Consider the following 15,072-nt stretch of genomic DNA (forward strand, 5'->3'; position numbering starts at 1 on the left):
GCGCTCCGCTCTGCGGGGCGCCCGCGCACTGACCCACGGGGGACGGCCAGGGGTCCTACTTCTCCGTCACTCCTGCCGAATCGAACGTCGCCACCTCGTGCATCGCCCGGGCCGTGCTCTGGACCAGCGGCAGGGCGAGCAGGGCACCGGTGCCCTCGCCGAGTCGCAGGTCGAGGTCGACCAGCGGGCGCAGGCCCAGTTTGTTGAGGGCGGCGACGTGGCCCGGCTCGGCGCTGCGGTGGCCCGCGATGCACGCGGCCAGGACCTCGGGGGCGATCGCGCGGGCGACCAGGGCGGCGGCGCCGGCGCTGACGCCGTCCAGGATCACCGGCGTCCGCAAGGACGCACCGCCGAGGAGCAGCCCGACGATGGCGGCGTGCTCGAAACCGCCGATCGCGGCGAGCACGCCGATCGGGTCGGCCGGGTCCGGCTGGTGGAGTTCCAGGGCCCGGCGCACGACCTCGGTCTTGCGGGCGAGGGTCTCGTCGTTGATGCCGGTGCCCCGGCCGGTGACCTCCGCCGGATCCGCACCCGTGAAGACGGAGATCAGGGCGGCGGACGCGGTGGTGTTCGCGATGCCCATCTCACCGGTCAGGAGGGCCTTGTTCCCGGCGGCGACCAGGTCGCGGGCGGTCTCGATGCCGACCTCGATGGCCTGCTTGGCCTCCTCGCGGGTCATCGCGGGGCCGGTCGTCAGGTCGGACGTGCCGGCACGGATCTTGCGGGGCAGCAGGCCCGGGGTGGCGGGGAGGTCGGCGGCGACGCCCACGTCCACGATGCACACCTCGGCACCGACCTGGGTGGCGAAGGCGTTGCACACGGCGCCACCGCCCAGGAAGTTGGCCACCATCTGGGCCGTGACCTCCTGTGGCCAGGGAGTGACGCCCTGGGCGTGCACACCGTGGTCGCCCGCGAAGATGGCGACGGCCGCGGGCTCCGGGATGGGCGGCGGGCACTGGCGGGACAGGCCGGACAGCTGTGCGGAGATGATCTCCAGCATGCCCAGCGCTCCGGCCGGCTTGGTCATACGCTTCTGGCGCTCCCACGCCTCGCCGAGCGCCTTGGCGTCCAGCGGGCGAATCTGCGCGACGGTCTCGGCGAGCAGGTCGTGGGGTTCCTCTCCGGGCAGGGCACGGCGGCCGTATGTCTCTTCGTGCACGACCCACGACAGCGGGCGGCGCTTGGACCAGCCGGCCTGCAACAGCTCGGGCTCGTCCGGGAACTCGTCGACGTAGCCGACGCACAGATAGGCGATGATCTCCAGGTGCTCGGGCAGGCCGAGGGCGCGGACCATCTCGCGCTCGTCGAAGAAGCTGACCCAGCCGACGCCGAGGCCTTCGGCGCGGGCGGCGAGCCAGAGGTTCTCCACGGCCAGGGCGGCCGAGTACGGGGCCATCTGGGGCTGGGTGTGACGGCCGAGGGTGTGACGGCCGCCGCGGGTCGGATCGGCGGTGACCACGATGTTCACCGGTGTGTCGAGGATGGCCTCGATCTTCAGTTCCTTGAACTGCTTCGCCCGGCCCTTGGGGAGGGACTTCGCGTAGGCGTCGCGCTGGCGCATGGCCAGTTCGTGCATCGCGCGCCGGGTGTCGGCGGAACGGATGACGACGAAGTCCCAGGGCTGCGAGTGGCCGACGGAGGGCGCGTGGTGGGCTGCCTCCAGGACGCGGAGCAGCACCTCGTGCGGGATCGGGTCGCTGCGGAAGCCGTTGCGGATGTCACGCCGCTCACGCATGACCTTGAGGACGGCCTCGCGCTCGGCCGGGTCGTAGCCGGGGGCCGCGGGGCCCGTGGACTGTCGGGCTTCTGCCACTGAGGCCGCACTCTCTTCTCGGCGTTCCTGGTCGGCCAGGTCTTCCTGTTCGGCGGCCCGGGTGTCCAGGTCGTCGGCGTTCTGTACGAGTTCGGCGTCGCCGTCGCGGGGGGCCGGGACGGTGACGACGGGTGCGGGGGGCTCCGGCGTCTCGGGCGTCGCCGGACGTGACTGCTGCGGCCCCTGTACCGGCCGGCCGGGCTGCTCCTCCGCGGCGGGGACGGGGAGTACGACGGTGACGTCCTCGGTGGATGCGGCAGCAGCATCGGAGGCGGGGTCGGGCTCGGGCTCGGCGGTCTCGGCGGTCTCGGCGGTCTCGGCGTCGGGGACAGCCGTGGCCGCCTCCGGGGCCCGGGCCGGGTCCACCGCGTCGGCCGTGGGAGCCGTCGCGGCAGGCAGGGGTGCCCCGGGTGCGGGGGCCTCGTCAGGCGCCGCTGTCGCGGAGGGCTGGGCCGGGGCGGTGGCGTCCGGCTCGGGGGCGGGGGCTGGTGTCGCGGCGGGCTCGGCGGCCAGGGCCGCCGATTCCGGGGCCGGGGTGACGGCACCGTCCGCTGCCGGGGCAGGGCCGCCTTCGGCGCTCGGGACCGGGCCGGGAGCGGCGGCGGCCTCGACGGACGGTGCGGTTGCCTCCGGGCCGACCTGCTCGGTGGATCGGGCAGCGTCGACCTGGCCGGGTGTCTCGGGGTGAGGGCCGGGAGGGGTGGGCTGCGGAGCCGCGGCCTCGGGGTCCTGCGCGGCCGGCGCGTCAATCACCGCCTGGGGCTGAGGCTGGGGCCCAGCTTCTTCGGCGCCGGCCTCCGGCTCCGGCTCCGCGGCCTCGGAGGCGGTGAGGCCCGCACCGGCTCCGGCGGCCTCGTCCGAGCCTGGTGCGGCGGGCTCGGGGGCAACGCCCGGGGCCGGCATCTGCGCTACGTCCTCCGGGGCCAGGGCCACTGCGTCGGGCGCGGGCGCGGCAGCGCCGGGGACTGCCTCGTCCGGTACCTGGGCGGCGACTTCTGCGCCGGTGGGCTCGGACGGCGTGACGGCCGAGTGCTCCGGGGCGGCGGCATCCGGGAAGGGGGCCGCTTCGGGGACCTGGCCGGTCTGCGGAACCCGGCCCGCCTGCGGAACCTGGCCGGTCTGAGGGACCTGATCGGTCTGCGGAGCATGCTCCGGCCCCACGGCCTCCAGAACCGCGTCCGCCTGCGAAGCCTGATCGGTCTGCGGAGCGGGAGCAGGCGCCGCCGTCTGCGGAGTCGCGTCGGCTTGCGGAGCCGCATCGGTCTGCGGAGCAAAGTCGGCCTGCGGGGCCTGGCCGGCCTGCGGGGCAGGCTCCGGCGCCACGGCCTCCAGAACCGCGTCGGCCTGCGAAGCCTGATCGGTCTGCGGAGCAGGAGCAGGCGCCGCCGTCTGCGGAGTCGCGTCGGCTTGCGGAGCCGCATCGGTCTGCGGAGCAAAGTCGGCCTGCGGGGCAGGCTCCGGCGCCACGGCCTGCGGAGCCGCGTCGGTCTGCGGAACCTGGCCGGCCTGCGGGGCAGGAGCCACCACGGCCTGCTCGGCAGCGGGTGTCGGGGGCTGTTCGCCGGAGGCGTCCGGCGCGGGAGCCTCCGGAGACCCTCCGACGGGTTCACCGTTCTGCGCAGGGCCGTTCAGGACCGGTCCCGGCTCCGTGGCCGGTGGCTCGACCACTTCCGGAGCAGCCACGGCCCCCGCGTCGGCGGCAGTCACCTGGCCCGGTTCGGGAACGGCACCGGCAGGGTCGCCGGCGACGGCCTCGGCCTGCTCGGGAGCCGCGTACCCGGCCTCGGTCACCTGAGCTTCGGCCACACCGGCGGAACCACCGGCAGCAACCAGGCCGGCCTGGGCGGCGGTCACTCGGCCCACCGCCGCGTCCACGTCCAGGACCGCGGGAGCTGCCGCAGGCGCGGCCAGGACCTGCTCCGGGGCGACGACTTGGGCCCCGTCCGGGCCGGCACCCGCACCAGCGGGGACTGCCACACCGACGGGAACACCCACAGGAGCCTGAGCGGCCTCGGCCGGAGCCGGCTCGCCCTCCGCCGGGTCCACTCCCGGCACCGCGCCCGGAACCACGGGGTCACCTGCGGCTGCCGCGTCGGCCTCGGGGACGACCTGCTCGGGCTCGGGGGCAGCCGGGGGTGTGCCCGCGAGCTGCTCGGCCTGGACGGGCTGCGCGGGAGCGGCCGGAGCCGACGGTGTCGCGCCGTCCGTCTCCGTCTGCACCTGGGTCGCGACCGCCTGGGCCGTGCCCATCGGTTCCGCTGCCGGGACAACCGTTTCCGCAGGCGCCGCCCCGGCGCTCATCTGGGCCGGGTGCGGGGCCGGTACGCCCCAGGGCGTGGCGGGCTGCGTCTGTGCCTCGGGGGTACGGGGGCCGTCGAGGTACTCGGGGCCCGAGGACGGTGACGGCTGGCGTACCGGCGCGTCGGCGGGGCCGCGGTCGGCGAGGGAGCGTACGGGGCTCGCCGAGCTGTCGGGCAGCGGCGGACCGAGGTGCAGGGGGCGGCGCGGGGTGATGGGCGGGATCGGCGGCGGGTCGGGCAGCCGGACGCCGCCCAGGTCGACCGAGCCGCTGTCGCGGCCGGAGATCTCGTGCGGGCCGGGCTGGTGCACGGTCTCCTGGACCGGCTCCGGCGCGGGCGGCGGGGCCTCGTTGCCCCAGGCCCCCTGGGCACCCGGCAACAGCAGCAGGTCTTCGTCCTCGGCGTCGGTCTCGGAGAGGTAGGGGTACGCACCGGGCGCGGGGGCGTCCGGCTGCTCCACCATGCCTGCGCTCTCCGGCAGTCCCTCGCCCGGGACCTGGCCGGTGTCGGTCATGCGTACCCCTCGCCCATCGGTTAGTGCTCCTACGACCAGCTCGCCCGGAACGGCGCACCGACCGCCCCGCAGTGAAGAACGAGCGTGCGTCCCCAGCGGCACGAACGGTCCGCCCGGAAAAGGCGACAAAGCCATTCACTGGCATTGTCGCGGTCGAACCACCCCCACGGCAGCTTGATCCGCGACGGTTCCGCTGTGGACTGCGCCACGTTGCGCGTCCTCCGGTTCTGCCGTACCACACACACCCCAAAACGGGCGGGTTTTCCGGACATTGGCCGACGAAGCGCCGGGCGTCCTTGTGCGGTGCAGCGATCGGCCAGCCTACCGCGCGCAGTACGACAAACCGATCACGGGGACGGTCGCGGGGGTGGTCGCGGGGTCAGGCGCCGCGCTTCGGCAATACGCCGCTGAGCAGGAACGCGACGCTCCGTTCCTTCTCCGTCCAGGCCCTGGTGTCGAGTTCGACGGACTGGAGGAGTGCGCACTCGACGCCGTAGCCGTGCTCGGTCAGGTCGCGGCCGATCAGTTCGGCGGCGTCACGGGTGGCGGCGTGCGTGACGATGCGCTGCGGGCGGCGGTCGGCGACCGCCGAGACGACGGCCGCTCCCCCGCCGCCGACGCGGACGACGTCCGGCTCGGGGAGGTTCTCCAGGATGTGCGGGGCGGTGCCGTGCACGATCTGGAGCTGGACTCCGAGGCGGCGCGCGGCGGCATCGGTGCGGACGCAGGCGGTCCGGTCGGCGTCGACGGCGAGGACGGCGGCACCGGCCCGGGCGGCCTCGACGGCGAAGGCGCCACTGCCGCAGCCGATGTCCCATACGAGGTCGCCGACGCGGGGCCCCAGACGGGCGAGTTGGGAGGCCCGCAGCAGCCGGGTCTCGCCCTCGCCGAGGTCCGTGCCGTAGGCGTCGGCGGGCAGGGTCCAGCCGCGCGGTCCGGCGGACGGGTCGCGGCCGGAGATCCAGCCGCCGGTCTCCCCCGCCGTGTCCGGCCGGGTCGGGCCGCCGAGGACGATGACGACGTTGGGGTCGCGCCAGGTGTGGTCGGCGGCCTTGTCGGAGGTGACGACGGAGACGCGTTCGCGGGCGGTGCCGAGTTCCTCGCAGATGACGAAGGAGCGGTGGACTCCTTCGAGGAGCAGGCCGAGTTCGGCGGGGCCCGCGCCGGGTGAGGTGAGGACCGCCACCTTGGTGTGGGCGCGGCATACGTTGACCGCGCGCCGCAGGGTGCGGGGATGTGCGACGACCACCTGTGCGTCGTCCCAGGGCATGCCCGCGCGGGCGAAGGCGGCGGCGACGGAGGAGACGGCGGGGACGACCTCCACCTCGAGGCCGAACTCGGGGGCCCGCAGGGTGCGTACGACACCGAAGAAGCCCGGGTCGCCGTCGGCGAGGACCACGGCCGTGCCGCGATGGGCGGCGATACGGCGGGCGGCGAGGGCGACACTGCCGAGGCGGATGCGCTCGGCGCCGGCGGGTACCTCGGGGAGCGCCAGGTGGTGGGCGGCGCCGGCCACCAGCGTGGCGGCGCCCAGGGCGGCGCTCGCGGCGGCGGTCAGCGGTGAACCGTCCCAGCCGATCACCGTGACGCGGTCGGCCATCGTCGTCAGTCTCCAGGGGTTTTCGCAGGTCGTCTGCGTGGCGTGGTGGGGAGCAGCCCGGGGGCGGGCTCCGTGAGGGTACCCGGTGGAGATGTCGGAGGGGGTTTCGGTGTCGTCGTCACCGGCGTCCTCCGGGTGGTTCCGGTCAGTTCCAGTCGCCGAAGGACGTGAAGCCGTCGCGGAGCTGCTCCCCGACGCCCTCCAGGTCCTCGGGGAGCAGGCTCCAGACGATGAAGTCGGTGCGTACGTCGGTCCATGTGCCGTCCTCGGCACGGGTCCGGGCTATACAGGCGTTGCGCAGCACGCCCTCGCTGATACAGCCGATCTTCTGAGCGACCTGCTGGGAGGCGGTGTTGTCGGCCGCCGTGCGCAGTTCGATGCGCTCGAACTTCTGGTCCCCGAAGAGCCACTGGGCGGTGGCCAGGGCGGCCTCGGAGGCGTAGCCCTCACCGCGGGCCCAGGGGGCGATGATGTACGACAGTTCGGCGGAGCGCACGTGCCAGTTGGTCTTGCCGAGCTGGACGACGCCGACCAGGCGCTGGGTGAGGAACTCGGTGACGGCGAAGTCGATTCCGTGTCCCTCGGTGCGCTGCGTGGGGGCGTACTCGGTGATCCAGGTGCGGGCGCCGCGCTCCGTGAAGGGCTGGGGCACGGACGTCCAGGCCGCCACCTGTTCGTCGTTCATCATCGCGGCCAGGGAGGCGACGTCGTCCTCGTCAAGGGGACGCAGCACCAACCGCTCCGTGCTGATGGAGATGTTGGGGAAGGTGCTCGTCATGCGCCGCTCCGTAACCTTCTGTGAACCTTCAGGGCATGCTGAACTGCCCAGCATGCAGCATGAAAGCACTGATCCGCACCACGGGGCCCTTCCCACCGGGTGGGGGAAGAACCCCGTGCGCGGGTGCCGGACGAGGGCTCAGAAGGAGGCGAGCACCGAGCCGGCGTACTTGTCCTGGATGAACTTCTTGACCTCGGGAGAGGTGAGGAGCTTGGCGAGCTTCTTCACGCGCGGGTCGTCCTCGTTGCCCTTCTTCACGGCGAGGAAGTTGCCGTAGGGGTTGTTCTTCGGGGACTCCAGGACGAGGGCGTCCTTGGACGGCTTGAGGTCGGACTCGATGGCGTAGTTGCCGTTGACGACGGCGGCGTCCACGTCGTCGAGGGAGCGCGGCGTCTGGGCCGCCTCCAGCTCCTTGAACTTCAGGTTCTTGGGGTTCTCGGCGACGTCCGAGGGGGTCGCCTCGTTGCCGACGCCCGCCTTGAGGGTGATGAGCCCGTTGGCGGCGAGGAGCTTGAGGGCGCGGGCCTCGTTGACCGTGTCGTTGGGGATGGCGACGGTCGCACCGCTCTTCAGGTCGTCGGCCTTCTTGACCTTGTGGGAGTAGAGGCCGAGCGGTTCCAGGTGGACCGTGACGACGGGCACGATGTCCGTGCCGTTCTTCTTGTTGAAGTCGTCGAGGTACGGCTTGTTCTGGAAGTAGTTGGCGCCGACGGAGCCGTCCTGCGTCGCCGTGTTCGGCGTGACGTAGTCGGTGAACTCCTTGACCTGCAGGTCGAGGCCCTCCTTCTTCGCCAGGTTGTCCTTGACGAAGTTCAGGATCTCGGCGTGCGGGACGGGGCTGGCGGCGACGATCAGGGGTCCGTCGGTGTCGGAGCTGTCCGCGCCGCAGGCGCTGAGCCCGAGGGTGAGGGCTCCGGCGGCGAGTACGGCGGTGGTGATCTTGGCGGTGTTACGCACGAAAAGTGCCTTTCCTTATGACCTTGCGGGTGGTGCGACCCCGTGTGGGTGTCCGGGGAGTTCAGGACGCGGCTTTGAGGAGCCGCAGTTTGGGGGCGGGGCCGGAGTGGGCGCCGCGGCGGTGCAGGGAGCGGGCCGCGTAGTCGCCGGCGAACTGGATGGCCGAGATGACGACGGCGAGGATCGCGACGGTGATCCACATCAGCTGGGTCTCGAAGCGCTGGTAGCCGTAGCGGATGGCGATGTCTCCGAGGCCTCCGGCGCCGACGGTTCCGGCCATGGCCGAGTAGCCGATGAGGGCGACGATCGTGGTGGTGGTGCTGGAGATCAGCGACGGCAGCGACTCGGGGACGAGGACCTTGCGGACGACGGTCCAGGTGTTGCCGCCCATGGCCTGCACGGCCTCGACGAGCCCGTGGTCCACTTCGCGGACGGCCGTCTCGACCAGGCGCGCGAAGAAGGGGATGGCGCCGACGGCGAGCGGCACGATGGCCGCCTCGACGCCGATGGTCGTCCCGGTGATCGAGCGGGTGAAGCCCATCAGCGCGACCATCAGGATGATGAACGGCAGGGAGCGGGCGATGTTCACGACCTGCCCGATGACCTTGTTGGCGGCGAGGTTCTGCAGGAGGCCGCCGCGGTCGGTGAGGACCAGCAGGATGCCGAGCGGCAGTCCGCCGACCACGGCGATGAGCGTGGACCAGCCGACCATGTAGAGCGTGTCCCAACACGCCTGCTCCAGCAGGGGCTGCATCTCGGACCAGGTCACTTGGCACCTTCCTTCACCGGTTCGGAGTCGTGGTCCAGGAGGTCGATCTGGAGGCCCTTTTCGCGCAGGAAGCCGATGGGCACGACGTTGTCCTCGTAGCGGCCGGGCAGTTCGATGCGCATCCGGCCGACCTGGAGGCCGCCGACGGTGTCGATGGCGGCGCCGAGGATCGATATGTCGATGTTGTAGGTGCGGGCGAGCTGCGAGATGACGGGCTGGGTGGCGCTCTCGCCCTGGAAGGTGACGTCGATGACGGTGCGGTCCTCGCCGGAGGCCTCACCGCCGAGCGGGAACAGCGCCGAGGCCAGTTCCGAGCCGGGGGTCGCGAGGAGTTCGCTGACGGTGCCGGACTCGACGATGCGCCCGTTCTCCATGAGGGCGGCCGAGTCGCAGACCGACTTCACGACGTCCATCTCGTGGGTGATGAGCAGGACGGTCAGGCCGAGCTGCCGGTTGAGGTCGCGCAGCAGCGCCAGGATGGAGCGGGTGGTCTCCGGGTCGAGGGCGCTGGTGGCCTCGTCGGACAGCAGGACCTTCGGGTCGCCGGCGAGGGCGCGGGCGATGCCGACGCGCTGCTTCTGGCCGCCGGAGAGCTGTGCCGGGTAGGACTTCGCCTTGTCGGCGAGACCGACCAGGTCGAGCAGTTCCAGCGCCTTGCGGGAGCGTTCCTGCCCGGACTTCCCGAGGATCTCCAGCGGCAGCTCGACGTTGTCCTGGACGGTCCGGGAGGACAGCAGGTTGAAGTGCTGGAAGACCATGCCGATACGGCTGCGCGCCTGACGGAGTTCCTTTCCGGCGCGCGGGCCGCGGCCGGCCAGGGCGGTCAGGTCCTGCCCGGCGACGGTCACGGTGCCGGCGGTGGGGCGCTCCAGCAGGTTGACGCAGCGGATGAGCGAGGACTTGCCGGCGCCGGACTGGCCGATGACGCCGTACACCTCGCCCTCGCGGACGTGCAGGTCGACGCCGTCCAGGGCGGTGACCTCACGGCCGCGTGCACGGTAGACCTTGGTCAGGCCCGAGGTGGTGATCACTGGGATTCCGTCACTGTCGAGTGCGCGGGCGTGGGTGTGCCCGGACACAGGTGCATTCGGTCAGGGACGCGACACGGTTCTCGCTGGGGAGTGGAACCGGGGAGAACATGTGCGCGGGGCGGCTTCGGGTCACGCGACGCTCAGGGCGTGCGGACACGCCGCGTCTCGCTTCGGGGCGCGAGCTCGGGGGTGGTGCAGGGGCCCTCTAGAAGGCGCACATTCGACACATACAACGAGCACCGGGCGTCATGGTCGCCTCGGTCGCGGGGATGCGGTCGCTCGTCGTGGTCATGTCGTCAGTAAAACATGCGTACGGTCATGACCGACCCTCCGCTGTCCGGATGCTGGACAGCGGTGGACGGGGGCCGGGATCGTCAGCCGCGTACGGAGATCTCCACGCCCTGCTCGGTGACCAGCGCGGACAGGGCCGACAGATTCTCGACGACGAGATCGGCCCGGAGTTCGTGGGCCCGATGGGTTGTGGTCAACGCCACGGTGGTCATGCCCGCGGCGCGGCCGGCCGCGAGACCCGCCGGGGCGTCCTCGAAGACGACGCAGTGCTCCGGGTCGACACCGAGCGCGCGGGCTGCGAGCAGGTAGGGCTCGGGGTCGGGCTTGCCGCGGGTGATGTCGTCGGCGGCGACGAGGGTCTTGGGCAGGATGCCGACGGCGTCGAGCCGGGCCTCGGCGAGACGCCGGGTGGCGGAGGTGACGACGGCCCAGCGCTCGGCGGGCAGCACGTCGAGGAAGGCCCGGGTGCCCGGCAGCAGGTGCACCCCGTCGTTGGGCACGTCCTCCACCTCCAGGTCCTCGATCCGCGCGACGGCGGCCGGGACGACCTCGGCGGGCAGCAGGTCGGCGGCTATCTCGGCGGCCGGCCGGCCGTGCAGTTCGACGCGCGCGAACTCCTCGGCCGTGATCCCGTACTCCCCGGCCCACCGCGTCCAGCAGCGGTCCACCGAGGCGAGGGAGGAGACGAGGGTTCCGTCGTTGTCGAACAGCAGGGCCTGCGCGTGGATCGTCATGCCCTCGACCCTACGGTGCAGGCCAGGGCCGGAAGCAGGGGGCCTTTTCGGCCGTAATAAGGTCGCTGCATGCTGAATGCCCTGACGCTGGTGACCGGCGTCGCCGCGCTGCTGCTGGCCGCCTGGTGCGGCTGGGCGGCCTACCGCGACCAGCCGACGAAGGACTGGCACTTCATCGGGATGGCCGTGGTCACGCTGCTGTCGCTGGTCCAGCTGGTCGTGGGGATCGTGCTGCTCGCACAGGGCGAGAAGCCGGAGCAGGGCACGACCATCTTCGTGGCGTATCTGCTGGGGGCGTTCGCGTGTGTCCCGGCGGCGGGGTTCATGTCGCTGGCCGAGCGGACCCGGTGGGGTTCGGTGACGGTGGCCGCCGGCGGTGTGGTGCTGGCGGTGCTGGAGGTGCGGCTCTATGACATCTGGGGAGGCTGAGGTGAGCAGGCGCCGGCTGATCAGCGGACCGGGCACGCTGCTGGTGTGGCTGTACGGCGTGATGGTCGTGGGGGCGGTGTCGCGGTCCGCGTTCCAGATCGCGACGGAGTTCGACCGGGCGCCGCTCGCCTACTCGCTGTCGGCCGTGGCCGGTGTCGTGTACGGGTTCATCACGTACTCGTTGGTGCGGGGTGGGGAGACGGCGCGGAAGGCGGCGCTGGCGTGCTGTGCCGCCGAGTTGGTGGGTGTGCTGACGGTGGGGACCTGGACGCTGGTCGAGCCCTCGGCGTTTCCCGACGCGACCGTGTGGTCGGACTTCGGGATGGGGTATCTGTTCATCCCCGTGATCTTGCCGGTGTCCGCCATCTACTGGTTGCGGAAGGGTGCGCCCCGGGAGGGTGCCGCCTGAGGTTCGTCAGGCGGCTGCGGGCCGTATGTGGCTCGTCGCGCAGTTCCCCGCGCCCCTGAAGGGCGACATCAAGCCGTCGCCGCGTACGTGCTCGCCGGCTTCTCCAGGACGATCATCGGGACGCCGTCGGGGCCCTGGGACGTGCCCACCGTCTCGTAGCCGACCTTGCGGTAGAGGCGGAGGTTGCCCTCGCTGCGGTGGCCGGTGTGGAGGCGGAAGCGGGTGGCGCCGTGGCGGTCGGCGAGGACCGATTCGGCTGCCCTGAGGAGGCGGGCGCCGATGCCGTGGCCCTGGAGGCGGGGGTGGACGCAGAGCTTGCCGATCGCGGCGGCGCCGTCCTCGGTGACCGAGCCCCGGACGTAGCCGACGACCTCCTCGCCGAGCCTGGCCACGAAGACGCAGTCGCGGGTGACCTCCTCGCGGACCGAGTCGAGGGTTTGGACGAGCGGGTCGATGCGGTAGTTCCCGTACAGCGCCGCCTCCGACTGGAAGCACAGGTACTGCAGCCTGAAGATCTGCTCCGCGTCCTGCCCGGTCGCCGCAGAGATGGTCACACTCATGCCCATGTGCGCACGCCTCCCGCTCATCTGATCACCTGTCGTCCCCACTCCTATCCCCGTCCCCAGCGGGCCGCAACCTCCGGCGTCAGTAATCTCCTGAGACATCCCAGGCATCTGGAACGTTCCGGGCCAAGACTGCCCTGTGAGATACCCAACTCCCCTGCGATTTCCCGGTATGTCAGGTCATCCGGCGAGAGCAGGGCCTCCATCAGCCGGGGGCAGCGGCCCGGGAGGCGGCGCACGGCCTCGCGCAGGGCCCGGCCACGGGCCGCGGCGAGGGCGAGCTGTTCGGGGTCGCGGTCCCCCTCGTCGACCGGTTCACCGGAGTACGGCCGTTCGAGGCGGCTCGTACGACGGGTGCGGCGCGCCTCGGAGCGGACGGCGCGGCGGAGCCATTGCTCGGGATCGAGCGGCGGCCCTTCGGTCTCGAGCCGCTCCAGCAGCCGGAGCCAGACCGCCTGTTCCAGGTCACCCGGCTCGGTACCGGCGGAACATGCCTCGGCGGAGGCCTCTGCGGTGAGCAGCGGGCGCAGGGCGGCGACCAGGTCGTGCGTCATATGCGGAGCGACGCGGCCGCCCGGGCGGCGGGTTGCCCGGGCGGCCGAAGCTCACTCGACCGGGGGGTGTGAGGCCGGCCGTTTACGCGCCTCAGCCGGTGAAGTCCTCACGGGCCAGCAGGCCCGTGTCGGGCTGGTCCGTGAAGACGCCGTCGATGCCCGTCGCGAAGTACGCCTTGTAGGCGGCGAAGACATCACCGTAGGCGTCCGGGTCCGTGCCCTTGCGGAAGTCGGCGGGCAGGAAGGGGTTCTCGTTGCGCATCGTGTAGGGGTGCAGGATCAGGCCGACCTTGTGCGCGTCGGAGACGAGCGTCGTCGGCTCGGTGAGCCTGCCCTGGGCGTCGCGCGGGACGACCAGGTCCAGGGTCGGGCCGATGCCCTGCGCGTAGGAGGCGATCTCCCTGAGGCCGGCCGGCTTGACCAGGTCGGCGACCGTGCGCGGGTCGCCGGTCTCCACGAAGTCCCAGGGGCGGGAGTCCGCCGAGGACAGCAGGACGACCAGCGGGTTGTCGACGAGCTTGTGCATGCGCTGGATGCTCGTCGGCTCGAAGGACTGGAGGATGACCGGGGAGGTGCGCCGGTCCTTGCGGTACTTGCCCAGCAGCTTGGCGACGCGCTCCTCCAGGGGCAGTCCCTGCTTGCGGAAGTAGGTGGGGTGCTTGAGCTCGGGGTAGATCCACACCTGCTTGCCGCGCTTGCGGGTCTGCTCGTCCTGCCACCTGAGGACCTCTTCGAAGGTGGGGATCTCCCAGCGGCCGTTGTAGAGCGTGTTGTGCGGGCGGTTGGCCGGGATGCGCTCCACCGCGCGCAGCGTCTTCAGCTCGGCGAGCGTGAAGTCCTCGGTGAACCAGCCGGTGGTGGAGACGCCGTCGAGCAGCTTCGTCTTCTTGCGGCCGGCGAACTCGGGGTGGTCGGCGACGTCCGTGGTGCCGCCGATCTCCGGTTCGTGACGGCAGACCAGGTGCCCGTCCCTGGTGGGCACCAGGTCGCCCGCCTCGACGATGTCGGCGCCCAGGTCGAGGGCCAGCTGGTACGAACCGAAGGTGTGCTCGGGGCGGTAGCCGCTGGCGCCGCGGTGGCCGATGATCGTCGGCTTGGGCAGGCTCTTGACCCCGCCGTGTCCGCCGCCGTGCCGGGCGCTGTCGGCGCGCGCCGTGCCGGCCATGCCGAGGACGGCTCCGCCGGCGCCCAGCACCGCCGCGCCGAGCAGGGACCGCCGTCCGGTACCACTCGTTTCTTCGTTCGACTCCCGCGTTCCCATGAGGGGCCCTCTCTGCCGTTCGGCTCGTCCGTGCGCGCCGATCGTAGGGGCGCGTACATGACCAGGGGGAGACCTCGGGCGGAACACGCGGGTGACCTCGGATGTCGTAGTGGCTGGTGAGACGGATGAGTTGACGGTTCGTCGCGTCTGTTCGATTCGGTCCGGCCGTTCTGGGAACGCGTGCGGTGGGCTCCGGGGCGACGTGTGTCACAGCATGTCGGCCGCGTTTCGTGTCGTCGCCGGTGTGCCACCGCAGGTAAACGCGCGTCAACAGTGCGTAAGGCCTCGGTGAAGTCGCCGTGCCCGATGTGCGCGATGGGCGGAGCCACGAGTATCGTCCTCACCTGCACAGACTCATACAGAACCCCTTGACACCGGAGGGTCCGTTGTCCCGCTTCGTGCTCATCAAGGCAGTGCTCGGCCCGATCATGCGCCTGATGTTCCGCCCACAGGTGGAGGGTGCGGAGCACATTCCCGGTGACGGCCCGGTCATCCTGGCCGGCAACCACCTGACGTTCATCGACTCGATGATCCTGCCGCTGGTCTGCGACCGTCAGGTCGTCTTCATCGGCAAGGACGAGTACGTCACCGGCAAGGGGCTCAAGGGCCGGCTGATGGCCTGGTTCTTCATTGGCGTCGGCATGATCCCGGTGGACCGCGACGGTGGCCGGGGCGGTGTCGCCGCGCTGATGACCGGGCGGCGCGTGCTGGAGGAGGGCCGCGTGTTCGGCATCTACCCGGAGGGGACGCGGTCGCCCGACGGGCGGCTGTACCGGGGGCGGACGGGGATCGCCCGGCTGACGCTGATGACGGGGGCGCCGGTGGTGCCGTTCGCCATGATCGGCACGGACAAGCTGCAGCCGGGTGGGGCGGGACTGCCCCGGCCCGGCAAGGTCACGGTGCGGTTCGGTGAGGCGATGGAGTTCTCCCGGTACGAGGGGATGGACCGGGATCGCTACGTGCTGCGGGCCGTGACGGACTCGGTGATGGCCGAGGTGATGCGGTTGTCGGGGCAGGAGTACGTGGACATGTACGCCAGCAAGGCGAAGGAAGCGGCGTAGGTTTTTCG

General features: G+C 71.9%; 13 protein-coding genes. 3 read left to right on the top strand and 10 right to left on the bottom strand.

The annotated features are described in order from the left end of the window. Positions 1-55: 55 nt before the first annotated feature. The 7 genes from cobT to ACFCXS_RS22325 all read right to left on the bottom strand — a co-directional run bounded on the left by cobT (position 56) and on the right by ACFCXS_RS22325 (position 10,787). Positions 56-4,627, bottom strand: coding sequence for a nicotinate-nucleotide--dimethylbenzimidazole phosphoribosyltransferase (gene cobT / locus ACFCXS_RS22295; RefSeq protein ID WP_376645085.1), 4,572 nt, complete (start codon positions 4,625-4,627; stop codon positions 56-58). 379 nt (positions 4,628-5,006) lie between these two features. Then, a complete protein-coding gene (cbiE, locus tag ACFCXS_RS22300; RefSeq protein WP_376645086.1) occupies positions 5,007-6,227 on the bottom strand; it encodes a precorrin-6y C5,15-methyltransferase (decarboxylating) subunit CbiE in 1,221 nt (406 codons plus the stop codon). A 145-nt stretch (positions 6,228-6,372) separates the two neighbouring features. Beyond that, positions 6,373-7,005: a GNAT family N-acetyltransferase gene (locus ACFCXS_RS22305; RefSeq protein ID WP_376645087.1), complete on the bottom strand. Its 633-nt coding sequence runs from the start codon at positions 7,003-7,005 to the stop codon at positions 6,373-6,375. Positions 7,006-7,143: 138 nt separating this feature from the next. After that, on the bottom strand, positions 7,144-7,962 hold the full coding sequence (locus tag ACFCXS_RS22310; protein ID WP_376645088.1) for a MetQ/NlpA family ABC transporter substrate-binding protein: 819 nt from the start codon (positions 7,960-7,962) through the stop codon (positions 7,144-7,146). Between the two features lie 61 nt (positions 7,963-8,023). Further along, positions 8,024-8,731, bottom strand: a complete 708-nt coding sequence (locus ACFCXS_RS22315; protein ID WP_376645089.1) for a methionine ABC transporter permease — start codon at positions 8,729-8,731, stop codon at positions 8,024-8,026. Next, complete coding sequence (locus ACFCXS_RS22320) at positions 8,728-9,762, bottom strand: methionine ABC transporter ATP-binding protein (protein WP_376645090.1); 1,035 nt, start codon at positions 9,760-9,762, stop codon at positions 8,728-8,730. The genes ACFCXS_RS22315 and ACFCXS_RS22320 overlap by 4 nt, the downstream gene beginning before the upstream one ends. Positions 9,763-10,136: 374 nt before the next feature. Continuing rightward, positions 10,137-10,787, bottom strand: a complete 651-nt coding sequence (locus tag ACFCXS_RS22325; RefSeq protein WP_376645091.1) for an HAD-IA family hydrolase — start codon at positions 10,785-10,787, stop codon at positions 10,137-10,139. Between the two features lie 69 nt (positions 10,788-10,856). On the opposite strand from ACFCXS_RS22325, the gene ACFCXS_RS22330 reads away from it, so the two are divergent. After that, positions 10,857-11,216, top strand: a complete 360-nt coding sequence (locus ACFCXS_RS22330) for a hypothetical protein (RefSeq protein ID WP_053668244.1) — start codon at positions 10,857-10,859, stop codon at positions 11,214-11,216. Next, positions 11,197-11,625 carry a hypothetical protein gene (locus tag ACFCXS_RS22335; RefSeq protein ID WP_376645092.1) on the top strand — a complete coding sequence of 143 codons (429 nt, stop codon included), beginning with the start codon at positions 11,197-11,199 and terminating at the stop codon, positions 11,623-11,625. Before ACFCXS_RS22330 ends, ACFCXS_RS22335 begins: the two co-directional genes overlap by 20 nt. Positions 11,626-11,693: 68 nt before the next feature. Here the strand turns inward: ACFCXS_RS22335 and ACFCXS_RS22340 are convergent, their stop codons facing one another. From ACFCXS_RS22340 to ACFCXS_RS22350, 3 genes are all read right to left on the bottom strand, one after another. Continuing rightward, positions 11,694-12,191 carry a GNAT family N-acetyltransferase gene (locus ACFCXS_RS22340; protein WP_376645285.1) on the bottom strand — a complete coding sequence of 166 codons (498 nt, stop codon included), beginning with the start codon at positions 12,189-12,191 and terminating at the stop codon, positions 11,694-11,696. 44 nt (positions 12,192-12,235) lie between these two features. Next, complete coding sequence (locus ACFCXS_RS22345; protein WP_376645093.1) at positions 12,236-12,742, bottom strand: RNA polymerase sigma factor; 507 nt, start codon at positions 12,740-12,742, stop codon at positions 12,236-12,238. A 91-nt stretch (positions 12,743-12,833) separates the two neighbouring features. Then, positions 12,834-14,003: a glycerophosphodiester phosphodiesterase gene (locus ACFCXS_RS22350; protein WP_376645094.1), complete on the bottom strand. Its 1,170-nt coding sequence runs from the start codon at positions 14,001-14,003 to the stop codon at positions 12,834-12,836. A gap of 386 nt (positions 14,004-14,389) precedes the next feature. Between ACFCXS_RS22350 and ACFCXS_RS22355 the strand changes: the two genes are divergently transcribed. Then, positions 14,390-15,064: a lysophospholipid acyltransferase family protein gene (locus ACFCXS_RS22355; protein ID WP_376645095.1), complete on the top strand. Its 675-nt coding sequence runs from the start codon at positions 14,390-14,392 to the stop codon at positions 15,062-15,064. The last annotated feature ends 8 nt before the right edge of the window (positions 15,065-15,072 follow it).

Origin of the sequence: Streptomyces sp. NPDC056373, from assembly GCF_042262425.1 — a bacterium.
Lineage (GTDB): Bacteria > Actinomycetota > Actinomycetes > Streptomycetales > Streptomycetaceae > Streptomyces.